This window comes from Chryseobacterium sp. 14P4.3.2 (assembly GCF_057799275.1).
The window spans coordinates 44267-70258 of the sequence record NZ_JBYOKO010000005.1 but is presented as its reverse complement, the minus strand read 5'-3'; the positions used below and the strand labels follow the sequence as shown (position 1 = coordinate 70258).

23 protein-coding genes are annotated in these 25992 nt (G+C 36.1%); 20 read left to right on the top strand and 3 right to left on the bottom strand.

From position 1 onward, the window contains the following. Positions 1-176 precede the first annotated feature (176 nt). Complete coding sequence (locus AC27VX_RS09615; RefSeq protein ID WP_236858615.1) at positions 177-593, bottom strand: IS1/IS1595 family N-terminal zinc-binding domain-containing protein; 417 nt, start codon at positions 591-593, stop codon at positions 177-179. 160 nt (positions 594-753) lie between these two features. Here AC27VX_RS09615 and AC27VX_RS09610 point away from each other — a divergent pair, with 160 nt between their 5' ends. The 8 genes from AC27VX_RS09610 to argH all read left to right on the top strand — a co-directional run bounded on the left by AC27VX_RS09610 (position 754) and on the right by argH (position 9593). Then, on the top strand, positions 754-1353 hold the full coding sequence (locus AC27VX_RS09610; protein ID WP_236858616.1) for a GNAT family N-acetyltransferase: 600 nt from the start codon (positions 754-756) through the stop codon (positions 1351-1353). Further along, a complete protein-coding gene (locus AC27VX_RS09605) occupies positions 1325-2521 on the top strand; it encodes an argininosuccinate synthase (protein WP_236858617.1) in 1197 nt (398 codons plus the stop codon). Before AC27VX_RS09610 ends, AC27VX_RS09605 begins: the two co-directional genes overlap by 29 nt. Positions 2522-2576: 55 nt before the next feature. Then, positions 2577-3542: an N-acetyl-gamma-glutamyl-phosphate reductase gene (gene argC / locus AC27VX_RS09600; protein ID WP_300689844.1), complete on the top strand. Its 966-nt coding sequence runs from the start codon at positions 2577-2579 to the stop codon at positions 3540-3542. A 283-nt stretch (positions 3543-3825) separates the two neighbouring features. Continuing rightward, a complete protein-coding gene (locus AC27VX_RS09595) occupies positions 3826-4965 on the top strand; it encodes an aspartate aminotransferase family protein (protein WP_236858619.1) in 1140 nt (379 codons plus the stop codon). Positions 4966-5085: 120 nt separating this feature from the next. Further along, entirely contained in the window at positions 5086-6045 is a 960-nt protein-coding gene (locus AC27VX_RS09590; RefSeq protein WP_300689849.1) for an N-acetylornithine carbamoyltransferase, read from the top strand. Between the two features lie 103 nt (positions 6046-6148). After that, positions 6149-6943 carry an acetylglutamate kinase gene (argB, locus tag AC27VX_RS09585; RefSeq protein ID WP_236858621.1) on the top strand — a complete coding sequence of 265 codons (795 nt, stop codon included), beginning with the start codon at positions 6149-6151 and terminating at the stop codon, positions 6941-6943. Then, positions 6918-8000, top strand: coding sequence for a M20 family metallo-hydrolase (locus tag AC27VX_RS09580; protein WP_488695284.1), 1083 nt, complete (start codon positions 6918-6920; stop codon positions 7998-8000). Before argB ends, AC27VX_RS09580 begins: the two co-directional genes overlap by 26 nt. Positions 8001-8288: 288 nt before the next feature. Continuing rightward, entirely contained in the window at positions 8289-9593 is a 1305-nt protein-coding gene (argH, locus tag AC27VX_RS09575; RefSeq protein ID WP_488695282.1) for an argininosuccinate lyase, read from the top strand. A 189-nt stretch (positions 9594-9782) separates the two neighbouring features. Here argH and AC27VX_RS09570 read toward each other — a convergent pair whose 3' ends face one another. Continuing rightward, positions 9783-10244 carry an Lrp/AsnC family transcriptional regulator gene (locus tag AC27VX_RS09570; RefSeq protein ID WP_236858624.1) on the bottom strand — a complete coding sequence of 154 codons (462 nt, stop codon included), beginning with the start codon at positions 10242-10244 and terminating at the stop codon, positions 9783-9785. A 241-nt stretch (positions 10245-10485) separates the two neighbouring features. Here AC27VX_RS09570 and AC27VX_RS09565 point away from each other — a divergent pair, with 241 nt between their 5' ends. The 12 genes from AC27VX_RS09565 (at position 10486) to arsB (ending at position 24832) form a co-directional block, all read left to right on the top strand. Continuing rightward, positions 10486-11376 carry an aspartate carbamoyltransferase catalytic subunit gene (locus AC27VX_RS09565; protein ID WP_300689856.1) on the top strand — a complete coding sequence of 297 codons (891 nt, stop codon included), beginning with the start codon at positions 10486-10488 and terminating at the stop codon, positions 11374-11376. Positions 11377-11513: 137 nt separating this feature from the next. Next, entirely contained in the window at positions 11514-12587 is a 1074-nt protein-coding gene (locus tag AC27VX_RS09560) for a carbamoyl phosphate synthase small subunit (protein ID WP_236858626.1), read from the top strand. A gap of 49 nt (positions 12588-12636) precedes the next feature. After that, positions 12637-12987, top strand: coding sequence for a four helix bundle protein (locus AC27VX_RS09555; protein ID WP_488695279.1), 351 nt, complete (start codon positions 12637-12639; stop codon positions 12985-12987). A 56-nt stretch (positions 12988-13043) separates the two neighbouring features. Next, positions 13044-16226: a carbamoyl-phosphate synthase large subunit gene (carB, locus tag AC27VX_RS09550; RefSeq protein WP_300689860.1), complete on the top strand. Its 3183-nt coding sequence runs from the start codon at positions 13044-13046 to the stop codon at positions 16224-16226. Positions 16227-16509: 283 nt separating this feature from the next. Then, positions 16510-16848 carry a hypothetical protein gene (locus tag AC27VX_RS09545; protein ID WP_488695277.1) on the top strand — a complete coding sequence of 113 codons (339 nt, stop codon included), beginning with the start codon at positions 16510-16512 and terminating at the stop codon, positions 16846-16848. A gap of 305 nt (positions 16849-17153) precedes the next feature. Beyond that, positions 17154-17645 (top strand): hypothetical protein, encoded by a 492-nt coding sequence (locus AC27VX_RS09540; protein WP_236858630.1) that lies wholly within the window; start codon positions 17154-17156, stop codon positions 17643-17645. Between the two features lie 229 nt (positions 17646-17874). Further along, a complete protein-coding gene (locus AC27VX_RS09535; protein ID WP_236858631.1) occupies positions 17875-20064 on the top strand; it encodes a TonB-dependent siderophore receptor in 2190 nt (729 codons plus the stop codon). Positions 20065-20337: 273 nt separating this feature from the next. Beyond that, the gene (locus AC27VX_RS09530) at positions 20338-21612 is read left to right on the top strand and encodes a PepSY-associated TM helix domain-containing protein (protein WP_236858632.1); all 1275 of its coding nucleotides are present in this window, start codon (positions 20338-20340) and stop codon (positions 21610-21612) included. Then, complete coding sequence (locus AC27VX_RS09525; RefSeq protein WP_236858633.1) at positions 21596-22651, top strand: alpha/beta hydrolase; 1056 nt, start codon at positions 21596-21598, stop codon at positions 22649-22651. The genes AC27VX_RS09530 and AC27VX_RS09525 overlap by 17 nt, the downstream gene beginning before the upstream one ends. Positions 22652-22797: 146 nt before the next feature. Beyond that, complete coding sequence (locus AC27VX_RS09520) at positions 22798-23127, top strand: ArsR/SmtB family transcription factor (RefSeq protein WP_236858635.1); 330 nt, start codon at positions 22798-22800, stop codon at positions 23125-23127. Between the two features lie 55 nt (positions 23128-23182). Further along, on the top strand, positions 23183-23797 hold the full coding sequence (locus tag AC27VX_RS09515; protein ID WP_488695273.1) for a protein-tyrosine-phosphatase: 615 nt from the start codon (positions 23183-23185) through the stop codon (positions 23795-23797). A 3-nt stretch (positions 23798-23800) separates the two neighbouring features. Next, a complete protein-coding gene (gene arsB / locus AC27VX_RS09510; protein WP_488695271.1) occupies positions 23801-24832 on the top strand; it encodes an ACR3 family arsenite efflux transporter in 1032 nt (343 codons plus the stop codon). Positions 24833-25121: 289 nt separating this feature from the next. Here the strand turns inward: arsB and AC27VX_RS09505 are convergent, their stop codons facing one another. Beyond that, positions 25122-25982 (bottom strand): hypothetical protein, encoded by an 861-nt coding sequence (locus tag AC27VX_RS09505; RefSeq protein ID WP_236858641.1) that lies wholly within the window; start codon positions 25980-25982, stop codon positions 25122-25124. Positions 25983-25992: the final 10 nt, after the last annotated feature.

Below are 25992 nucleotides of genomic sequence, written 5' to 3'. Positions count from 1 at the left end.
TTTTGAGAATGCCAAATTGTAATTAATAATTTGTTTACGAAAATTTAATATATATTACTGCTAATAGTATAGCTGAAAATGGAAATTGAAAGTTAAAAATTAAAAATTTATAGATTTTAAAGTACTTTATATGCAGTTTTATTCTCTATTTTTAATTACAAATTCAGAATTATCAGTTATTTCTTAAATCTTTCCCATTTGATAAGCATATATTTATCTGCAAACTGGGTGATAATTATACCTGCATTTTGGATGTTTTCTTCCTGAGCAATATATTCAATGAGTTCACTTTGTTTGAGAATTTTATATACCGGATGAAATTCAGAATGGGGAGGTCTTGTGATATTGTATTTTTTGATCCATGAGCTGATGGTAACATGAGAAACTCCTATAATTCTTTCTATTTCACGATAGCTAAGCCCTTCAAGATAAAGTTGAAGCGCCTTGGTTACATAGTAATCATCGATCTGTTTGCCTAATTTCTTGACCGTAAAATAATAGTTGCAGTTCTTGCAGTGAAAACGTTGTTTCTCATTTACGATACCGCTTTTTACAACTTTGCTGCTCTGGCATTTTGGGCAGGTGTTTTCCATAACTATAGTTTTTTAGCAAATATATAATAAATTAGCAAATATACTTTTCTGTATAAAGATAATTTTACCTGTGTAAATTTTTAAAACAAAAAAAATATCTTTTTTATTTGGTTTTTAAAGTAATTATATTTTAAATTTGCCAAAAAAATTAGATAAATAAATGGAAATAGAAATTTCCTCATGCGAACATCTAATGTATGTGAGTGAAATACAGCAGGAAATGTATGATTCTGCACAGCGTAGAGGAACGGGGATCGCAAAACGTTCCATCGAATATTTGAGTAAAAAGATTTCAGAGGGCAATGCTGTGGTGGCCACTGAAAACGGAGAGTGGGTAGGCTTCTGTTATATAGAAACCTGGTCACATGGGAAATTTGTGGCTAATTCGGGACTGATAGTATCGCCGAAATTCAGGAACGGGGGAGTTGCAACTCAGATTAAACATAAAGTTTTCCAGTTATCTAGAGAAAAATATCCGGATGCGAAAGTATTTGGGCTTACAACAGGTCTTGCGGTCATGAAAATCAATAGTGATTTAGGATATAAACCGGTGATCTATTCCGAGCTGACTCAGGATGAGGAGTTTTGGAGCGGTTGCAAGAACTGTGTGAATTATGAGATCTTAATGAAAAAGGAGCGTAAAAACTGTCTTTGTACAGCAATGCTTTTCGTTCCTGAAAATAATAAAGTAAACGGGGTTGCCAATATGCAGCCGGAAATTAAATATAACAATGAGCAAGAAAGTAGTCTTAGCGTTTAGCGGAGGTTTAGATACTTCCTACTGTGCAAAATATCTTAGTGAAACATTAGGATATGATGTGTACGCAGTTACTGTAAATACAGGAGGTTTTTCTAAGGAGGAAGAAAAAGAATTAGAGAGAAAAGCTTTAAACCTTGGAGTAAAAGAATACAGGTGCGTAGATGCTCAGGAGGATTATTATAATTCTTGTGTGAAGTATTTAATTTTTGGTAATGTGTTGAAAAACAATACTTATCCTCTTTCTGTAAGTGCAGAGCGTACCATTCAGGCGCAGGAAATTGCAAAATATGCGATAGAAGTACAAGCGGATGCTATTGCTCACGGAAGTACAGGAGCTGGAAATGATCAGGTTCGTTTTGATTTGATCTTTCACGTAATGTGTCCAAATATCGGCATTATTACGCCAATCAGAGATATGGCTTTATCCCGTGAGGAGGAGATTGAGTTTTTGAAAAACCATGGCTATGAAATGGAATTCCATAAAGCACAATATTCTGTGAATAAAGGTCTTTGGGGTACCTCTGTAGGAGGAAAAGAAACGTTAACTTCCAGGAATTATTTACCGGAAGAAGCTTTCCCTTCGCAAATAAAAGAAACACAGTCTTCAGAACTGGAAATTGAATTTAAAAATGGAGAAGTAATTTCTGTTAATGGAGAAAACTTCGAACATTCAGTATATGCTATTCAAAAAATAGAAGAACTAGCTTCTGCTTATGGTATTGGACGTGATATTCATGTAGGAGATACCATTGTAGGAATCAAAGGAAGAGTAGGATTTGAAGCAGCAGCAGCCTCAGTGATTATCAAGGCTCATCATTTACTGGAAAAACATACCCTTTCAAAATATCAGCAGATGATGAAATCTCAATTATCTGACTGGTACGGAAACTGGCTTCATGAGGCACTTTTCTTAGATCCTGTAATGAGAAATATTGAGTCTTTCTTAGTAGATTCTCAAAAAACGGTAAGCGGAAAAGTATTTGTAACGCTTCATCCGTACAGATTTATTTTAAATGGAATTGAGTCTGATCATGATCTGATGTCCGATAAATTCGGAAGTTATGGAGAGGCAAACAGAGCATGGACAGGAGATGATGTAAAAGGATATACAAAAATTGTAAGCAATTCTTTAAATATATATCACCAGATCAACCAAAATATCAACTAGAGTTCCTAAGGAACGGTTTAACAAAAGATAAGGCATTGTCTTATCAGATTAAAATATGAAAAAAAAGGTAGGAATTGTAGGAGCAAACGGTTATACAGGAAGTGAGTTGATACGCTTACTGGCTTTCCACCCCCATGTGACATTGAGTTTTTTATATAGTCGTTCGAATTCGGGTACAAGAATATCGGATTTGTACCCGGATTTAGCGACGGTTTGTGATCAGGTTTTGACAGATCAGCCAGAGCAAGCAGATGTACTTTTTCTATGCCTTCCTCATAAGGAAAGTCAGAACTGGTTAACTCAAAACCCTGCTCAGGAGGAAACTTTGGTAATTGATCTTGGAAATGATTTCCGTTTAGATGGAAATTTTGGAAGCAGAAATTTTATCTACGGATTGCCTGAAATCAATAAAAAACAACTGGTCGATTCAAAAAGTATTGCCAATCCGGGATGTTTTGCAACCGCCATTCAGTTAGCGCTTTTACCGTTGGCTGAAAAAGGTTTGCTCGATGAGGTTTTTACAACAGGAATCACAGGGTCTACAGGAGCTGGACAGTCATTACAGGCAACTACTCATTTTACCTGGAGGAATGATAATGTGTCGGCTTATAAAACGCTGGAACATCAACATGTGGGAGAAATTTTAAAGCAAATAGTTTTGTTTAATCATAAAGATGTCAGTCTGAATTTTGTTCCATGGAGAGGAGATTTTGCAAGAGGGATTTTTACAAGTTCTACAGTGAAAACAGATTTAGAGCTTTCTGACATCTATCAGTTGTATCATGATTTTTATGCAGAAGAGCCTTTTGTAAAGGTAAGCAAAAAAGCAATTGATTTAAAGCAGGTTGTCAATACGAATCGCTGTGTGATTCAGATTGAAAAAAGTGGAAATGTTGCAGTTATTCACTCAGCGATTGACAATTTGTTAAAAGGAGCTTCCGGGCAGGCCGTACAGAATATGAATATTGCGATGGGCTGGGAAGAAAACTCAGGATTAAACTTAAAACCTATTGCATTTTAAAAGAAAACTTAAAAATCAATTGTCAATAAGCTAATCGTGAATTTTTAAAACTTAATCAAAACCGACCTAGGAAAATGGAGCGTTAAGAAAAATAATTTTTTGAACGTTAAGAAAATTCTACTGTCCGAAGTGCGGCAAAAATGTCGAACCGAAGAACGAATGCCGATTTCGGACAAGTTTTAGAATTTTTAAAGAACAAAAATATTTTTTAGCGAAAGTTTCCACGTCTTGAACTTTTGTTTCTTTTGTTTCAGGACAAAAGAAAAATATAAAAAAATAAAAAATGAATTTATTCAACGTATATCCATTATTTAATATCAATCCGGTTAAAGCTCAGGGGTCTTTTCTTTGGGATGACAAAGGGGAACAATATCTTGATTTCTACGGAGGACATGCTGTAATTTCTATTGGACATAATCATCCTCACTATCAAAATAAATTAAAAGAGCAGCTGGAAAAAATTTCTTTTTATTCCAACTCTGTTCAGAATGAATTACAGACTGAATTGGCTGAAAAACTTGGACAGCTTTCAGGATATGAAGATTACAATCTTTTCTTGTGTAACTCTGGTGCGGAAGCTAATGAAAATGCATTGAAGCTGGCTTCTTTTCATAACGGGAAGAGTAAAGTGCTTTATTTCTCAGGTTCCTTCCATGGAAGAACGTCTGCTGCAGTTTCTGTAACGGATAATCCAAAAATTGTTGCTCCTGTCAACTTCTCAGAAAGATTTATCAAATCAGACTGGAATAATATTGAGCAGCTTGAAGAAACCTTTGCCATACACGGAAACGAAATTTCCTCTGTAATTATCGAAGGAATTCAAGGGGTAGGAGGAATTATGATTCCAACGCCGGAATTTTTAGCTAAAATCAAAGAACTGTGTGAGAAATATGATGCTGTTCTTATTTTAGATGAAGTACAATCCGGATATGGAAGAAGTGGATATTTCTTTGCTCATCAGGAATTCGGAATTGAACCGGATATTATTACTACTGCAAAAGGAATGGGGAATGGATTTCCGGTTGGAGGAGTTCTTATTCATCCGAAATTCCAGGCAGCCAACGGACTGCTGGGAACAACTTTCGGAGGTAATCATCTTGCCTGCGTAGCATCGATTGCTGTACTGGACGTAATGAAAGATGAAAATCTTATCGAAAATGCCCAGCAGATGGGTCAGTATATTGAAAATGGAATTAAAGATTTACCACATATTAAATCGATCCGAAGGAAAGGCTTGATGATTGGAATAGAGCTCGATAGAGACTGTTCGGAAGTAAGGAAAACCTTACTGTTTGATCATCATATTTTTACAGGAAACTCGAATGATAAAAGTGTTTTAAGGATTCTTCCGGCACTGAATATCAAAAAAGAGGAAACAGATCTTTTTATTAATGCTCTGAAAACAGTATTGGAACAGATTTAAACCACAAAAGTCACAAAAGAATTCTTTTAAAGCTAAAGTGTTTTTAAAAAGCTTAAATACAAACTTTTGTGTCCGGATTAACAATTAATAGGTAAAGGAAATCTTTAAAATCAATTCGAAATGAAAAAATTCACCTCTGTAAGTGATGTAGAAAACTTACAGGAAATCATAAAAAAAGCTTTACAGATAAAAGCAAACCCGCTTTCAGAAACAGAAAAAGGAAAAGGGAAAACAATAGGACTTGTATTTTTAAACTCAAGTTTAAGAACTCGTCTGAGCAGTCAGATTGCAGCACAAAACCTGGGACTGAATGTTCTGACGCTGAATGCCGCACAGGAAGCCTGGAATCTTGAATTTGCAGATGGAGCCGTAATGAACGGAGATACAGTAGAGCATATTAAAGATGCTATTGAAGTTTTAAATCAATATTGTGATATTATTGCAGTACGTTGCTTTGCAGGAATGAAAAATAAGGAGGATGACGTTAATGAGAGCATTCTGAGCCAATTTGAGCAGCACGCTAAAGTTCCTGTTATTTCGTTAGAATCTGCAACGCGCCACCCGTTGCAAAGTTTGGCAGACTGTATTACCATTACCGAAAATTGGAAAAAAGACCATAAGCCAAAAGTTGTTTTAACCTGGGCTCCGCACATCAAGCCTATTGCTCAGGCAGTTGGGAATTCTTTTACAGAATGGATGCAGGAAATGGATGTTGAGTTTGTGATTGCCAATCCTGAAGGCTACGATTTGGATCAGAAATTCACAAAAGATATAAAAGTAATCCATGATCAGGATGAGGCTTTAAAAGATGCAGATTTTATTTATGTGAAAAACTGGTCGTCTTTTGATGATTATGCCGCAATGCCGGAAGTGAAAGGAGATTGGATGTTAACCAATGAAAAACTGGCCAATACTAACGAAGGAAAAGTGATGCACTGTCTGCCGGTTCGTCGTAATGTAGAATTAAGTGATGAGGTGATGGATGGCGAAAACTCAATTATCTACCAACAGGCGAAGAATCGTATTTTCTCTGCGCAAGCTGTTTTTTCTGAAATTTTAGACGAAATTAATTCAAAATAAATCTGATATAATCATCAAAATCAATACTGTCATCTACGTTTTTAGATTATAAAGAAAATAAACCATATGTAATTTTTTAACTCCCAAATCCTTTAATCTTTTCATGAAAAATAAAATATACATCATAAAAATAGGCGGAGCACTCATTGATGATGAACGATTACTGGATCAGTTTTTAGATCAGTTTTCAGGAATCAAAGAGAAAAAAATTCTGGTTCATGGCGGAGGCAAGTTGGCTACAACATTGGCTGACAAGCTTGGTGTAGAACAGAAAATGATCAATGGAAGGAGGATTACAGATAAAGATACATTGGATATTGTAACGATGGTATACGCCGGCGGAATCAATAAGAATATTGTTGAAAAACTACAGCAGAAAAAATGTAATGCGATTGGTTTTTCCGGTGCAGACGGAAATTTAATTAAGGCTAAAAAAAGAGAACATCCCGAAATTGATTTTGGATTTGTAGGAGATATTAATAAGAAAAGCGTCAACAAGAAACTGCTTTCAAAATTGATTAAACTTGATCTTATTCCTGTATTTTCTGCCATTACCCACGACAAAAAAGGAAACCTCTTCAATACCAATGCCGATACTATTGCATCTGTGATGGCACAGGCTTTATCAGATAAATATGATGTTGAATTATTGTACTGCTTTGATAAAGAAGGCGTTTTGGAAGATGTAAATAATCCGGAATCTGTGATCAAAACTGTGTCTGAAGGAGAATTTGCAGTGTTAAAAGAAGAAGGAAAGCTTCATAAAGGGATTCTGCCCAAACTTGAAAATGCTCTTGGAGCAATAAAAAATAATGTAAATAAAGTGTTTCTTATCAAAGAAACTGAACTTAAAAATCATATAGAGAATCATCATGCAGGAACTGAAATCTGTTTATAATAAAGAAGAACTATTGAATAATGCGGTTGGATTGCTTAAAAATCTGATTGAAATTCCTTCATTCAGCAAAGATGAATTCAATACTTCGGTGGAGATTGAGAATTTTTTCAAAAAACATCAGATTCCAACGAAACGTTTTAAAAACAATATCTGGGCAGTTAATAAAAACTTTGATGTATTTAAACCGTCTGTTTTATTGAATACCCATCATGATACTGTAAAGCCTAATAAAGCTTATACACTGGATCCTTTTGTGCCCGTTGAAAAGGATGGGAAACTATATGGATTGGGGAGTAATGATGCCGGAGCTTCTCTGGTTTCTATGGCACAGGTTTTTTTACACTTTTATGAAAAAGAAGATTTAAAATATAATTTAGTGATTGCTTTGACGGCAGAGGAGGAGATTTCGGGTTTTGACGGAATTGAAGCCCTGTTTCCACAGCTTCCCAACATTGAATTCGCCATTGTAGGAGAACCCACGCAGATGAATCTGGCGATTGCAGAAAAAGGACTGCTTGTGATAGACGGGGAAATGAGAGGAACTCCTTCTCATGCCGCTCATCCTAACGATGATAACTCAATTGTAAAATGTATGCAGGACCTGCAGAATATTTTAACCTTTAAATTCCCGAAAATCTCAGAGTATTTGGGTGAAGTTAAAATAACGTTGTCAGGAATTCATGCCGGAGTACAGCATAACGTAGTTCCTGAGTCATGCAATTTCACCTTGGACGTCAGAGTTACAGATGAATATTCTAATAAGGAGGCTTTTGAAATTATCCAGTCTCAGATGGAATCTGCACTTACAGCGAGATCTTTCAGGCTGAATTCCTCAAAAATTGAAATGGATCACCCATTTGTAAAAGCAGGATTAGAAATAGGAAGGACAACCTATGGTTCACCTACCTCATCAGATCAGGCCATTATTCCATGTACATCAGTGAAAATGGGCCCTGGAGACAGTAGGCGCTCTCACACTGCGGATGAATTCATCTATATCAATGAAATAGAAGAAGGGATTGATATCTATATCCGGGTTTTAGAAAAAGTATTATAAAGATATCAGACATCTGAAGTCTGAATATCTGAAAAAAATATGTTTTGACTTCGCTCAGCAGGCACAAAAGTTTAGTTTTTAATAAGGATTTATGCAAAAAAGAAAATTAAAAACGAAGACTTTAATAGGGAAATGTTTTTTTATAGTTAATAATAAGGAATGCTTTGCTGAGCATGTCAAAACCAATCAATTATTTTGAATCAGATCATTATTAAATCTCCGCTAAAGAAATCTTCTGGTAAACAGAAGAAAACGGAGATTATATATGAACTAAATAAATAGTCACATATGAAAAAGATATGGCAGAAGGATGACCTTGCCACCAATATATTAGTAAATAAATTTACAGTCGGGAAAGATCTGGACTTTGACGAGCGTTTGGCAAAATATGATGTCAAAGGATCTATGGCACATTGTATAATGCTGGCAGAGACCGGGATTATTTCTCAGGAAGAATCAGAACAGATGCTGTCTGTTTTAAATACTATTTTAAAAGAAATTGAAGAAGGAACTTTTGAAATTGATAAAGAAGCTGAGGATATCCATTCTCAGGTAGAAGCAATCTTGATTGAAAAATTAGGAGATACAGGAAAGAAAATCCATACTGCAAGATCAAGAAATGACCAGGTATTGCTGGATATCAAACTCTATTTAGTGGATGAGATCCGGGAGATCACTGCACTTACTGATGAGTTTTTCCAGATTTTAATTCAGTTGGCAGATCAGCACAAAAATGTTTTGCTGCCGGGATATACCCATTTACAGATTGCAATGCCTTCATCATTTGGATTGTGGTTTGGAGCTTATGCTGAAGCGCTTTTGGATGACGTGGAAATGTTGTTTTCTGTAAAGAATATTATCAACAAGAATCCACTGGGTTCAGCGGCGGGATATGGTTCTTCATTTCCGATCAACCGTGAAAGTACAACGTACAACTTAGGGTTCCAGTCGATGAATTACAATTCGATATATGCTCAGATGACGCGTGGAAAATCAGAGAAAATGCTGGCTATGTCAATGGCTACTCTGGCAGGAACACTTGGGAAGTTTGCTTACGATGTCTGTCTGTATCTGAATCAGAACTTTGACTTCATCAGCTTTCCAAAAGAGTTTACAACAGGAAGCAGCATTATGCCGCATAAGAAGAATCCTGATATTTTTGAATTGGTTCGTGCAAGATGCAACAGAATCCAGTCGCTTCCGAATGAACTGATCCTATTGACGAATAATCTTCCCTCAGGATATCACAGAGATGTACAGCTGACAAAAGAAATTCTTTTCCCTGCCATAGATTCTCTGAAAGAATGTCTGGAGATTTTAGCCTATACGTTGCCGAATATTCAGGTAAAAGACGGGATTTTGGAGGATGAGAAGTATAAATACCTGTTCAGTGTAGAAAAGATTAATGAAGAAGTGAAAAATGGTAGCTCTTTCCGTGATGCTTATGTAAAAGTAGGACAGGAAATTGAAAATGATGAGTTTGATTTTGAAACTGGAAACCTGAACCATACCCATCAGGGAAGTATAGGCAATCTTTGTCTGGATAAGATAGAATACCAGTTTAATAAACTGAAAAATAAATTATTGGGTTAGAATCCAAACCATTAAGATCATAGAAAAACCTGAGTAGAATCAGTAATTACTAAAATTATTTTTTAGCATACTGCCTTACATTCGTTTGTAAATCCTTAATCTTAATAAATCTTAACTGCTTAAGTTATCTTAATGGTTTGATTCTATTTTGTTCTTATCGAAATTGATTTTGAACTTAAAATGGAAAAATTATTGCAAATCGATTTTGAATTTGGTAGATTTTTTCACCTCATGAAGTACGATAGAACTGTGATATTGTCCAATATTAGGAAGGTTTGAGATTACATTGACAGCAAATTCATTATAGGAATTGATGTCCTTTGCAATAATCTTCAGCATATAGTCATATTCTCCGGAAAGGCTGGTGATTTCCTGTACTTCATCATACTTGCCGATATTACCCTCAAAAGTTTCCAATACTTTCTTGGATTGCTCTTTAAGACGTACATTGCAATAGACAATAATATTCAGACCCAGTTTTTCACGGTTTAAAAGACCGACATATTTTTCAATGATCCCCTGTTTCTCCAATTGTTTGATTCGCTCATACGTAGGAGTAAAGGTAAGACCAATCTTTTCTGAAATTTCTTTAACAGATAGAGTGGAATCTTCCTGAATAATGCTGAGAATCATTTTGTCTTTTAAATCCATAAAATAAATTTGAGTTTTAACAAAAATATTAATTTTAAATGAGAATAAGGAAATACTAAGGTTTTTAATTTATTTCAAACTTTGTTTTTGTAGGTTCGTAAAAATTCTGTATCTTTGCACCTAATGAATAAAAAAGCATTTATATCATTAGATTTACCGGGCGAAAGCGCCCTTTACGATATTTATTGTTATTAGCGAAGATTGTTGTCTTCGCTTTTTTTATGCTCAAAAATTAAGAATTATGTTTACGATTACAGAACTAAGCACCGAGAGAATCAACAGTATACTAACAGAAGCGCTGGCTTTTGCGAATGGTAAAACTGCTAAAATTGAAGGAGAAGTTTTTTGCTCAAACCTTTTCTTCGAAGACAGTACAAGAACGAAAACAAGCTTTGATCTTGCAGAACGAAAATTAGGACTTCAGGTAGTACCCTTTGATGCTTCGCACAGTTCTGTAAATAAAGGAGAGAGCCTTTATGATACAGTAAGAACTGTTGAAAGCATAGGGATAAATTTAGTAGTGATCCGTGATAAGAAAGACCGATATTTTGATGAACTGAAAAATATTAAAATACCGGTGATCAACGGAGGAGACGGAACAGGAAACCATCCTTCACAATGTATGCTGGATCTGATGACTATTTATCAGGAATTTGGAAAGTTTGAAGGATTAAAAGTGGGAATTGTGGGAGATGTAAAGCACAGCCGTGTTGCCAATTCAAATGCAGAAGCATTAAGGAGATTAGGAGCCAAAGTATACTTCTCAGGACCTGAACACTGGTTTGACGAAGGCGCTTTAATCAACGGGACTTATCTTTCAGTAGATGAATTGATAGGAGAAGTAGATGTCCTGATGCTATTGAGAATCCAGCATGAAAGGCATGATGCTGCTATGAGCTTTACCGCTTCAGAATATCATAGAAGATACGGGCTGACTAAAGAAAGAGAGCAGGCCATGAAAAAAGGAGCCATCATCATGCACCCTGCGCCTATCAACAGGGATGTAGAAATAGACTCAGAACTGGTAGAGTGTGAACGCTCAAGAGTTTTCAAACAAATGGAAAACGGAGTTTTTGCCAGAATGGCCATTCTGAAAGAAGCTTTGGAAGAGAAAGGGTTTACCTTTAAGTAAATTGTAAAAAGTATATAGTATAATGTAAAAAGTACAGCCAACATTGTACAGGAAAAAAGAATATAAATACATTATACCTTGTACAACCGACATTGTACAAGAAAAAAAGAAAATAATAGAAAATCTAATTTTTAAAAATGAAGAAAAAATTAATACTGGAGTCCGGTGAAGTGTTTCATGGAGAAGGTTTCGGAGCAGATTTGGAAACTGCAGGAGAGGTAGTTTTCAATACCGGAATGACAGGGTATCAGGAATTGATCTCTGACCCATCGTACTGCGGTCAGATAGTTTGTATGACCTATCCGCTTATCGGAAATTATGGTATTAACCGTGATGATTATGAAAGTATTGAGCCGGCAATCAAAGGGCTTATCGTAAAAGAACTTTGCGATCTCCCTTCCAACTTCCGTACTCAGATTACTTTAGATGAATTATTTAAAAAGAAAAACCTTTCAGGAATTTCAGGAATTGATACAAGAAGACTTACAAGAATTCTTCGTAACTCTGGAGTAGTAAAAGGGAAAATCGTAAATGCTGATGCTGACGAAACTGCAGTAGCTTCTGAGCTTAAAGTGACCAATTTCCCAACCAATCAGGTGGAAGAAGTTTCTACAAAGACACCTTATGCTAACCCAAACAGAGGTTTTAAGGTTGTATTGGTTGATTTTGGAGCGAAATTAGGGATCATCAGAGAATTATCTCAAAGAAACTGCGACATCATCGTAGTGTCTCAGGATACCACTGCTGAAGATATCCTGCTAATGAATCCGGACGGAATAATGCTTTCTAACGGTCCTGGTGACCCGGAAGATGTTCCACACGCTCTGGATATGATCCGCGGATTACTTGGGAAAGTTCCAATCTTCGGAATTTGTTTAGGACACCAGTTAATCGGTTTGGCTTGCGGCGCAAAAACGTTCAAACTAAAATTCGGACACAGAGGTGGAAATCATCCGGTATTGGATTTAGCGAAAAATAAAGTTGCTATCACTTCTCAAAACCACGGATATGCAGTAGATCAGGAAAGTTTGAAAGGAACAGATCTTATTGAAACCCACATCGCACTGAATGACAGAACAAATGAAGGTTTGAAACATAAAATTCACCCTTGTTTCTCAGTTCAGTACCACCCTGAAGCGAGCCCTGGTCCGGAAGATGCAAACTACCTGTTTGATGAGTTTATTCAAATGATGGAAGACTTTAAAAAGTAAAAATTCAGAGCCAAGAACCAAGAATCAAGACTTAAGAGAGAAAGAACAGATGCACAACTTTGAAAAGCTACTTTTCTGGCAAAAATCTATTGTGTTGGCAAAAAATATATACATTATTTGTCAGGAGATCAGTAGTGACGAAAAGTATGGTTTAATTTCTCAGATAAAAAGATGTTCTGTTTCTATTCCGTCTAATATCGCTGAAGGTTCCGGCAGAAATAGCAGTAAAGAGTTTAATCACTTTCTCGCTATCGCTTTAGGCTCTGCATTTGAATTGCAGACTCAACTGATTTTGGTAAAAGAGTTGAATCTTTTAACTGAAGACAAAGTAAATGCTTTATTAAATGAAGTTTCTGAAATTCAAAGAATGATTTACTCATTCAAAAATAGTTTAAAATAAAGTCTGGAAATCTTGGCTCTTGGCTCTAGATTCTTGACTCTAATAAAAAAAGAAAAATGGCAAAACGTACAGATATAAAAACAATTTTAGTAATCGGTTCAGGACCTATCATCATTGGTCAGGCAGCTGAATTTGATTACGCAGGAACGCAGGCTTGTCTGTCTTTAAGAGAAGAAGGCTACAAGGTAATTTTGATCAACTCAAACCCTGCGACAATTATGACCGATGTAGAAATCGCTGATAAAGTATATATTGAGCCGATTTCATTACAGTTTGTAAGCCACATCATCAGAAAAGAACGGCCGGATGCTCTATTACCAACATTGGGAGGTCAGACAGGACTGAATATGGCGGTAGAATTGGAAAAATCAGGAATTCTTGAAGAATGCAAAGTAGAAGTATTGGGAACTACGCTTTCTGCAATCAACAGAGCGGAGGACAGAGACCTTTTCCGTGAATTGATGAGAGAACTGAACGAACCGGTTCCTGAGTCTGATATTGTAAACACAGTAGAAGGAGCACTTGCTTTTGCAGATGCAATTGGCTACCCGGTAATTGTGCGTCCTGCATTTACCATGGGAGGTACCGGAGGAGGTATCGCTTCTAATGAAGTAGAATTAAAAGAAATTGCCGAATTAGGATTGAAATACAGCCCGGTTACGCAGTGTCTTATTGAAAGATCTATTGCCGGTTTCAAAGAAATAGAATACGAAGTAATGCGTGATGCAAATGACAATGCCATTGTGGTTTGTAACATGGAAAACATTGATCCTGTAGGAGTTCACACAGGAGATTCAATTGTAGTAGCACCTTCTCAAACCCTTTCAGACAGAGAATATCAATTACTGAGAAATGCTTCACTGAAAATTATCAGAGCATTGGGAATTGAAGGAGGTTGTAATGTACAGCTGGCTTTAGACCCTCACTCATTCGAATACTATATCATCGAGGTAAACCCTAGAGTTTCCCGCTCATCAGCTCTGGCAAGTAAGGCAACAGGATATCCGATTGCTAAAATTGCTGCTAAAATTGCTGTAGGACTAACACTGGATGAAATCATGAACCCGGTAACAGGAAAAACATACGCATGTTTTGAACCTGCACTGGACTACGTGGTAACGAAGTTCCCAAGATTCCCATTCGATAAATTTGAAACAGCAGACAGAAGACTTTCTACTCAGATGAAAGCTACTGGAGAAGTGATGGCGATCGGTAGAAACTTTGAAGAGTCTTTACAGAAAGCGATCCGTTCATTAGAAACAGGAATCAAGCACTTGGGACTAAAAACAAAGCAGGCTCAGGCGCTTACAGAAGAAGAAATCGAAAGAAGAATCAGAGTGTGTGATGATGAGAGATTATTCATCATCGGAGATGCTTTAAGAAGAGGATACGACTGGGAGAAGATTGTAGAATGGAGTAAAATAGACAAGTTCTTCATCTGGAAACTTAAAAAGCTGGTTGATTTCGAAAAGGTAATTGCAGATAATAAGTTTGATAAAGAAACCTTAGTTCAGGCTAAAAAATTAGGCTTCGCAGATGTTAATATAGCTGTTCTTTGGGAGGTAACAGAGCGTGAAGTTTTCAATTTCAGAAAAGAAAACGGAGTAATGCCGGTTTACAAAATGGTAGACACTTGTGCTGCTGAGTTTGAAAGCGAGACTCCCTATTTCTACGGAACATATGAAGAAGAAAATGAAAGTGTTGTTTCTGACAAAGAAAAGATTATTGTACTAGGTTCAGGACCTATCAGAATCGGTCAGGGAGTTGAGTTTGACTACGCAACGGTACATTCAGTTTGGGCAATCAAAGAAATGGGATATGAAGCGATTATCATCAACAATAACCCTGAAACCGTTTCTACAGACTTCTCTATCTCTGACAAACTATACTTTGAGCCGCTTACAGAAGAAGATGTAATGAATATCATCGATCTTGAAAAGCCAAAAGGAGTAGTAGTACAGTTCGGAGGGCAGACTGCGATTAATCTTGCTGATAAACTGGCTTCGCACGGGGTACAGATCTTAGGAACTTCATTGGAAGATCTTGACAGAGCTGAAAACAGAGACAAATTTGAAAAAGCACTTCAGGAAATGGGAATTCCTCAGCCAAATGGAAGAACTTCCACTTCAAAAGAAGAAGCTATAAAAATCGCTAACGAAATCGGTTACCCCGTATTGGTACGTCCAAGCTACGTTCTTGGAGGTAGAGCGATGGAAATCGTATATGCAGAGGCAGAATTGGCTCACTATATGGAGCACGCTGTAGAAGCGAGCCCGGAACACCCTGTCTTGGTTGACAAGTACATGGTAGGAAAAGAAATCGAAGTAGATGCAATCTGTGACGGTGAAACAGTAGTGATTCCAGGAATCATGGAACATATCGAAAGAGCAGGAGTTCACTCCGGAGACTCTATCGCTGTGTACCCACCGCAGAATATTTCACAGAGCGAAATAGATACTTTGGTAGATTATACAAAGAGACTGGCAAAAGGACTTAAGGTGATCGGATTAATGAATATCCAGTACGTTCTTTTTGAAGGAAATGTATATGTAATCGAAGTAAACCCGCGTTCTTCAAGAACAGTTCCTTTCTTATCCAAAATTACAGAGGTGCCCATGGCTAACCTTGCGACAAAAGCAATTTTAGGACAGAAACTGGCAGATCTTGGATATAAAGACGGTCTGGTTCCAAACAAAGAAGGAGTCTTTGTAAAAGTTCCGGTATTCTCTTTCTCAAAACTCACGAAAGTAGATATCTCCCTGGGACCTGAAATGAAGTCTACAGGAGAAGTTATGGGGAAAGATACCACCCTTGAAAAAGCTCTTTACAAAGGATTGGTAGCAGCGGGAAGAAAAGTTCCTATGCACGGTTCTATCCTGTTCACGGTAGCAGACAAGCACAAAGATGAAGCAGCAGCTCTTGCAGCAAGATTCCATGAAGTAGGATTCAGAATCTGGGCTACGGAAGGTACTGCAAAATACTTCGGTGAAAAAGGTATTCCTTGTAAGATCGGATACAAAATAGGAGAAGAAAGTGTGAACCTTATCGACCTGATCCAGAAAGGAAAAGTTCAGTATGTTGTGAATACCACTACAAAAGGTAAACAGGCTGAAAGAGACGGTTTCCAGATCAGAAGAATGAGTGTGGAAAACGGTGTTCCTTGCCTTACATCAATGGATACGGTAGAAGCCATCCTGAAAGTAATCGAAAGCATGAGTTTCAAAATGGAGACTATGTAATTTTCGGAAAAATAGAATATCCTAAACCTCGTAAGTTTTCTTACGAGGTTTTTTTGTCCTTTTTACTGAAATTAGATATCTTTCTGATCTGAATTTTATGATATCAAACAAAATTTACTTCTATTTCAACTGATATAATAGTAGTGAAATAAAAATCTTCCAACTCTATATGAAAATACATAAACGAATTCGGCCTCTGTTCACAATCATCTTTCTTTTTATACTCTCAGGATGTGCTGTAGGAACAGATTTTTATATTCAGAATTTAACAGATGTAAAAAAGATGATAACAATTAATTATAAAAGCAGGGTTTTCAATGATCTGAAGAGACCCTTTCATAGAGATTTAAGTTTCAACTATGAAGATGAGATAGTATCACCTAAAGTTTTTAAGAAAATTAAAAATCTAAAGACTCTTGAGAAAATTGAAGTCAGAGATTCATCAGTTATCATGGAGCTTCATCCGCATTCAACAACAAGAATAGATCAGACCTTTAATGCTAATTGGTATATGACCATAAATTCTGTAGATATAGATGGAAAAGAATACAGCATTAAGGAAGTGGAGAAAAATGCTGAGAAAATTCATAACGATTATATCTATAAAATCAAATCTTATTAAATCTCCTGAGCCTGGGTTAAAGTAAGTGAAATTTCATTCCTTTGGAAGGTACTTTTAGTCACCAGATGCAAAAAAAATAGGATTTCTAAACAGAATTATATATCAAAACTGTGGGGCCACACCTGTATTTAAAAATAAAATATCCGCAGAGAAAATAGAGAAGAAATAATACTGACAGGTTTATTGGCAGATCAATTTAAAAGTAGATATTATTTGCGGAATTATTTATAAATTAGAGCGTTAAAATTCAAACTGTTAATCATATTTATAAATTTATAAAAATCTTACCAAACGAAATAACAGCCATGTCAGAATATTACGCAAAATCAGTAGATTCTTTATCTTTTGAAATTACCAAAGAAGAACAGTTAATAGGAAAACTACTTTATAAAAACTGGTTTACATTTAATGCTGAAATAGAGATTGAAGGCCGTTTTTATCAAGTGGAGCCAAAGGGTTTTTGGGGAACAACCATTGAATTAAAAGATCATGAAAGAGTGATCTTAAAATTCAGAATGAACTGGAATGGGGAGATTGTCGTACAAACTTATTTTGATGGAATAAAAGAAGGGTTTCTTTTTAAACACAGAGGGGTATTTAAAGAATCATTCGTACTTGCAGATCAGCAGGGAACGGAACTTTTTGTAATGAAGCCACACCTTAAATGGAGCGCTCTGACTTGTGAATATCAGATCATCACTTCAGAAAAATTCGAAACAATTTCTCACAAAGAAATAATATTGATCAACTCATTACATTGTGCCAATTATTATATGTCAATGATAATGGCTGTGTAGATATCTGAATGTAAATTCCATTGCTTTTATTATAATGCAAAAAAAATGATTAGAAAATAAAATAATCAATGTAAAATATCATTATAGAATGAAATAAAGGGTTTTTGATTTGTCAAAAACCCTTTATTTATGGGCTTTTTCAGAGAGCGTATTTTATGATTTTCATCATATTTTTATTTAGAATTAATAAAAATAAAGTAATTTAGCGCCACTAAGCTTAATTATAAACATGAAAAAAATTATTATTTCTGCATCTTTATTGGCAGCAGCCATGCTGAGTGCACAGGAAAAAGACACAATTAAAGTTTCCGAGATTCAATCCGTATCCCTTCAGGGAACTCACAATTACAGAACCAAAAAGTCTGAATCCATAGCAAGGCTTCCTTTAGAAAATCTGGAAAATCCAACCGTTTATAATCTTGTTCCCAAAGAAATTATCAGTGAAATGGGAGCTACAGATTTCAACACAGCAATGGCATCTGCGCCGGGAGTAGTGGTAAGTAATAGTGTGAATGACAGCGGTAATGATATTTTCCTGAGAGGATTCAGTTCTAATGCAAGTTTCAGAAATGGATTGATCCAGAATCCGAGAGTACAGTCTGAAATTGCCAATATTGAAAGAGTAGAAGTAATCAAAGGTCCTTCCGGAACCTTATTTGGCGGAACCTTAGCTAATTATGGAGGGGTAGTAAATGTAGTCACCAAAAAACCTCAGGAAAATTTCGGGGGAATTATCAATTATACCACGGGAAGCTGGGGGATGAACAGAATTACAGCAGACGTCAATACCCCTTTAAATAAGGAGAAAACAGCGTTGGCAAGATTTAATATAGCCGCTTATTCACAGGACTCTTTTCAGGATGCCGGTTACAATAAAGGAGCATTTTTTTCAGGAAGCATTTTATATAAAGTAAGTGACAGAACAACGGTAACTTTAGATACCGAATTCCATGCTCCGGAAAAGACCCTGAATGCCTATGTAAGGCAGTCTGATAAATTGACTCTGCACTCCATGAAAGACTTGGCTGGTGCCTACGACAGATCATTTACCAGTAATGATGTAGGATCAAAAAGAACCAATTTCGTGACAATGGCTGAAGTAACCCATAAGTTCAACAACCAATGGACTTCCAGAACATCCTATCAACGAGGAGAAGCTAATGAAAATGAATCTGTATTTTTAGTATTAAATTATCTGAATAACAACTCTGTAAGCAGAAGTATCCGCCCTTTCGACAGCTATAAAATTACCACAGATAATATCCAGCAGAATTTCATTGGAGATTTTAAAATAGGGAACCTCAGAAACCGTCTGGTTGTAGGAGTAGATTACTTTCAGCAGACCGGTAAAAACCAATATCCTGTCTATAAAGTAGGTAAAAACGATGCTTCAGTATTCGTTCCTTACCCTTTGGATGGAATCATTACTAAAGAAAAGGACAAAGATCAGCCAACTGATGTGGTTTATCTGGATTCTTCCACAAAATGGACTCCGCTTTCCAGAGATGTCATCAAGGCACTCCCAAGAAGCGGAACGATGTATGATATTAATAAAATCAGCACTTTCAGCGTATATGCTTCCGATGTTCTTAATATTACAGACAATTTACTGGTGATGGCAAGTCTACGAATGGACAATTATAAAAGTGATAATATCATTTCAAATGGAGTAGAAGGAAAAGGCAAGTATACACAAACTCAGTTTGCCCCAAAATTCGGGTTGGTATATGAAATTATCAAAAACGAAATTTCATTCTTTGCCAATTATGTAAACGGATTCAAGAACGTGGCCCCTACGAGAGACCCGAGAGATCAGAAAGGAAACACATTCATAGAATATAAACCTGAACAGGGAAATCAGTTTGAAGCAGGGTTTAAACTTGATTTATTTGGCAAAAAACTTTTGACAACGGTAAGTTATTACAATATGAAGATCAAAAATCGTCTGATAGCAGATCCGTCAGGTATTGCAGGATTATATATTCAGGATGGAAATATCAAAAACCAGGGGTTTGAATTAGATCTTGTAGCCAATCCGGCTAAAGGATGGAATATTGTTGCAGGTTACGGCTATAACGATAACAAATTTGACGACAGAAGTAAAGATGCAGGAAAAAGAAGTGCCTGGAGCCCTAAACATGTAGCAAATCTTTGGACAAGTTACAAGATTATGGATGGAACCTATGAAGGATTTGGCTTTGGTGCGGGATTCAATTTTGTAGATAAAACCTATATTAATATAGTAAATCATTTTCTTGCACCGGCTTATACCACAGTAGGGGCAACAGTTTTCTATGACAGAAAAAAATACAGAATAGGTCTGAAGATGAACAATGCACTGAACCAAAATTACTGGAACTTTTATGGTCAGCCACAGAAGCCAAGGGAAATTCTTGCCAATTTCGCATTTAAATTTTAAAAAAGCATAAAGATTTTAATAACCGACTATTTGCTGGACAACGCAAGGACATTGAGAGGATTATATAGTTTTTAAAAAGGTGTAAGAATATCAAATACTTTTTACAAAGTACCAATTTTAATAATTAGATTTTAACACGCATTCATAAATTTGATCAATTTCAGATTCTCGCATCTTGATTAAAGCTGTAAAATACCTTTTCGTCTTTGCGTATCCGGCATCTATTAACCCTTTAGTGATGGGTTGCTATTGAAATCATCTAATGAACAGGATATGGAAAACAAAAAAACTAATACAAAGAAAAAACAGGGAAAATCTCTTACCAAGAGAGTCACCGGGTGGCTGCATCTATGGCTAGGGTTGGTTTCCGGAATTATTGTGCTGACGGTAACGCTTTCAGGAACCGTATTTGTCTTTTGTGACGAAATTATAGATTGGTGCGGAGGCAGTGCAAAATATGTGCAGGCTCCGGATAATAAAAAGAAAATGGCTCCTGAAGAACTGCTTGTCCAATTTCAGAAACAGGTGCCGGGCAGAAGAGCATTTTATTTCGACACTTATAAAGATGCAGACAGAACCTTCAGAGTGGCCTCAGCTACCCAGCCACCAAAAGATAAAAATGAAGCTAAAGCAGCACAGCCACAGAAGAAAAGCCGTGGTCCGAGAGGCGTATTTGCCTATCACTATCTCGATCCTTATACCGGTAAAATAATGGGATCTACCAAAAGCTATGAATTCTTTTATGTAGTAGCCCATATTCATGCACAGTTGCTGGCAGGAAAGCTTGGAAAGACAGTGGTGGGAATTGCCTCAATTATATTTTTCATCCAGTTAATCAGCGGGTTGATTCTCTGGTGGCCTAAAAAATGGAATAAAACGACAAGAACAGCCGCTTTTAAAATCAAGGCAGGAACAAAATGGCGCAGGAAAAACTACGATTTCCATAATGTTTTCGGCTTTTATACTTTATTGCCGGCAGTATTTATTACCATTACCGGATTGATTATGGCCTATAAGGTTTTAACAGATCTTACTCAGGAAGCCTTCGGAGGAGTAGCAGATCCCCACAAAATTGCAGAGAAGTATGAACCAAAGTTTGATCCTGAGAAAAAAGCATTGCCTTTTACTGATTTTATAGACAGAAACTTCAAAGAAATTCCTGAGGCAAAACAGATCAGAATGAGTGTTCCAAGAAATGATTCATCTACAGTTTATAATGTTGTTGCCGCTCATTTTATTGGGTTAAAAAGTATTTCAAAAGGCAAAAGCAGAGAAATCAACAAGTATACAGGAAACGAAATTCATTACCCTAAAGAAGTCCAGATGCACGAGGTCATTGAACATATGAATTTTGACCTTCATGTCGGCTACTGGGGCGGGATGTTTGGAAAAATCTTCACTTTCATTATCGGGATTATCTGTACAAGTCTTCCCGTAACCGGATTTCTGATCTGGTGGGGAAGGAGGAATAAATCATCAGGGAAAAATAAAGAAATTAAAAATATTCATCAACATAGAAAAGAAGGACATCATGAACAATTGGTTTAAATTTTTATACCTCACAGTATTTGCTTTTTCCATTTCGGGAAAAGCTCAGGAAAAAGTGACAATAGGAGAAAAGCAGAATCTATTTTCAAAAATTTTAAATGAAAACAGGGAAGTCTGGATTCATCTTCCTAAAACATATAATGACAAGACAATCAATCCTGCAAAATATCCGGTAATCTATCTTTTGGATGGAGAAATCAATTTTGAATATTATACAGGAATGAGTGATTTCCTTGCAAGAACTCCTTATGCAGACATTCCGGAATGTATTGTGGTGGGAATTAAAAATACAGAAAGAACCAGAGATCTTACGCCTACGAAATCTCACAGGAAAAGTCCGGTAAACCCTGATCTTATTCTTTTTGCAGATAGCGGCGGAAGTGAGAATTTTACAAACTTTTTGCAGGAAGAATTAAAACCATGGATCAATAGAAACTATAGAACTCAGGATTTATCTATATTGGTGGGGCATTCTTTCGGAGGATTGTTTGCAATCAATACTTTCCTTATTCATCCGGATTATTTTAACGCTTATGTGGCGAATGATCCCAGCTTATGGTGGGATAATAAAATAACCGTTTCGAGAACAAAAGATTATCTGGAGAAGAATAAAAAATTTCCGGCCAAAAAATCATTATACGTTTCTCAGGCAGATAACGAAGAACAGCAGAAAAACTGGAATTCTGATATGACACAGGCCATAGAAGAGTTCAAAGGAATTATTGAGCAAAACGGTTCATTGAATTATAAGCATAGCTTTTTCCCGGGAGAAGTACATGGAACGGTTTCTTACCCTGCAAACTATGAAGCGTTGAAGTTTATTTTCAAAGGTTTCAGGACAGATATTAAAAGGCTTGCCAAAAATCCTGAACAGCTTGAAGTGGATTATAAAAAGCTTTCTGATAAAACGGGAACAGAGTTTCTTCCATCAGAAGCTTATCTGAACGTTGTTCTTAAGTTTATGAAAAGTAATGACTTTAAAGAGACGGAAACCTACTTTATGAATCTTAAAAATAAGCTTTATCCTAAAGTAAAATAGGAGATTTTTATTAAATATTGAGAAGGCAGGGTAGATTGAAGACATAAGATCTACCCTGTTTTTTAGAAAAATAATAAAGAAATTTATCCTAAAATTTTGTCAATTAAAAAAAAGTATCGTAATATTGCGATGTAAAATAATATGATATGGGACTTACAAAAACCGAAATATTTACAGAGGAACAGAACCGGTTAGCAGCATTGTTTAAGGTACTTGGGCATCCGGCCAGAATTTCCATTCTTCAGCATATCATCAATCAGAAAGCTTGTATCTGTAATGATTTGGTTGAAGAATTAGGATTAGCTCAGGCTACTATTTCACAACATTTGAAAGAACTTAAAAATACAGGAATTATCAAAGGATCAATTGAAGGGAAATCGGTATGCTATTGTATTAATGAAAAGGTCTGGAAAGAGGTTCAATCTCAGTTTAATCTTTTCTTTAATCAGCAAGCCAATATAGATCAATGCTGCTAAAGCATTTTTTTACATTTTTTAATATCGTTATATCGCAATATGATAATTAATAAAAATGAACGTAAACTTATCCAAAACAATCCAGAAGGCTTTATTTTTGAAACCGATAAATGAAGACCGAAAGAAAATTGTACAGCCTTTGATTGAATTTATCCAAAAGAAAGTAACTCATAATGAAGCGGTCAATATCAGTTTTATTTGCACTCACAATTCCCGCCGGAGTCATTTTTCGCAGATTTGGGCGCAAGTGGCGGCTGCTCATTTCGGAATAGCTAATGTTTTTTGTTATTCAGGAGGAACTGAAGAAACCGCATTGTTTCCTAAAGTTGCAGAAACATTAATCCATCAGGGATTTATTATTTTCAAAATATCTGAGAATGATAATCCTGTCTATGCTATAAAATATGATGAGAATGCTTTCCCCGTAATTGGTTTTTCTAAAAAGTATGACAGCCTGTTTAATCCTGATTCAGGTTTTGCTGCGGTAATCACCTGCTCACAGGCTGATGATGGCTGCCCGTATATAGCAGGGGCCGAAGTCAGAATCCCGATTACTTATGAAGATCCTAAATATTCAGATAATTTACCGGTACAGGAAGAAGTATATCATCAGCGCAGCCTGGAGATCGCTTCAGAAATGCTGTACGTTTTTTCAATGATTAAAAAATAAAAAATGAATCCCAAATTAAAACTTCTCGACCGCTATTTAACCCTCTGGATTTTTCTTGCTATGCTCACCGGAATTGGTCTGGGAGCAATATTTCCGGGTATCTCTGATGCTGCCAATACTTTGAGCACCGGAACCACCAATATTCCGTTGGCAGCAGGATTGATTTTAATGATGTATCCTCCGTTGGCAAAAGTGGACTATTCATTGCTGCCTATGGCTTTTAAAGATAAAAAAGTAATCAGTATTTCCCTGTTCCTAAACTGGATCGTAGGCCCATGTTTAATGTTTGCTCTCGCAGTATTATTTCTGAGAAATGAACCGGATTATATGATAGGTTTGATTTTAATAGGCCTGGCAAGATGTATTGCCATGGTAATTGTCTGGAATGATTTGGCTAAAGGAAACAGAGAATATGCAGCTCTGCTGATTGCACTGAACTCTATTTTCCAGATAATAAGCTACAGCTTTTTTGTGTGGCTCTTTATCAATGTACTGCCTGAAAAGTTGGGATTCGCAAGTTTCAATATAAAAATATCTATGAAAGAGGTTACAGAGAGCGTACTGATTTATCTGGGAGTGCCTTTTTTGGCTGGTTTCTTAAGTAGATGTTTCTTAATCAAATTCAAAGGAAAAGACTGGTACAACAGGATATTTATTCCGGCGGTTTCACCCATAACATTGTATGCATTGCTGTTTACCATCGTTTTGATGTTCAGCCTGAAAGGAGATAAGATTCTGGAACTGCCTATGGATGTGCTGAAGGTTGCCATTCCTCTGACCATTTATTTTATGCTGATGTTTTTTATAAGTTTCCTGATCAATAAGGCTTTAAAAGTCTCTTATGATAAAAATGTTTCTATAGCATTCACAGCTGCAGGAAATAATTTTGAGCTGGCTATTGCAGTTTCTATTGCAGTTTTCGGACTGCACTCTCCACAGGCATTCGTAGGGGTGATTGGTCCTTTGATTGAAGTTCCTGTTTTAATTTTATTGGTAAAGGCCAGTGTATGGCTCAAGAAGAGATACTATCGTTAATTATATTGAACCTGTTTAAACTTTTATCGATTTCCAGCTCTTTACTCACATTGAAATTCATATAATTAGAAGTCTTAAAATACTTTAGTTCATTATAGAATGGTTAATATCTTACTGCGTAAATAAGTTCACTTTAGATGGAAATCAAAGATTTTTAAAAATTTGATTGTTCTTACATGCACAGAATCTGTTTATTTCATGAACTAAAGTGTTTAATATGTTGCATCTTTTTGGTTGCTTTGTACATTGAAATTTATGATGTAAAAATAGTGTAAACAGCTTTTATGCTTTAATTTATTTTATAATAGGGTTCCGAATAATATTTACTGGGTTTAATGTATGCTATTTCTCTGTCTGCATCAAAAATCCATATAAACCTACGAAGCATATCTGCTCCAAAATAGCTTACGTTTTGTGTTTTCAGTTCTCCAGAGAAAAAACCAACTGAAACATCCTTAAATACAAATTTTTCGAGTTTAAAAAAAGGAAGAACTGCCTGTTTGGTAATAAGGCTTTGCCCTTCTGAGTTTTTTAAGGTCTTCTCTCCGGTGACTTTCAGCTTTTTGCTAAGCTCATATTTCTCCGCAAAATCATTACTGTATAAGATCCCCCCGGAATAGCCGGATTGAAGAACAAAATAACCCTCCTGCTGACGTTTACCATCCACTACATTATCTGCCGATATATAAAGACCTTCATTATTTAAAATAATTTTTACAGGCTGAAACCCGTTCAGGTCGGGCTTTTGCTTCTGATCGTAAATGACAAACTGGTTGTTGTCATAATCTATCATAAAGGTTTTTCCTTCAAAAATGCCGGTACCTACTTTTCCGTCAGCTTCATGGCCGGTGAGCTGGTGATTAAAAAAGCGAATGTTTTTCCAGGACAGTTTTCCAATATTCAGAGTATTATCATCACTTATTTCTTCTTTATTGAAAATAATGTGATCAGCTTTCCGCTGGCGTTCAGGAGAAATGGAGCAGTCCCTCATGGCAATCTGAAACATAAGATCCAGAGAATCTTTTTTATTCACCAGGGATTTTACAATGATATTATTGTTTTTAGTGATTCTGAACGGAATCTTTTGCTGCGCTTGTAAGCTGAAAAGTCCAGCAGAAAGGAATAAAAATAGACCTGTTTTTTTTAGCATTGTCGGTGAT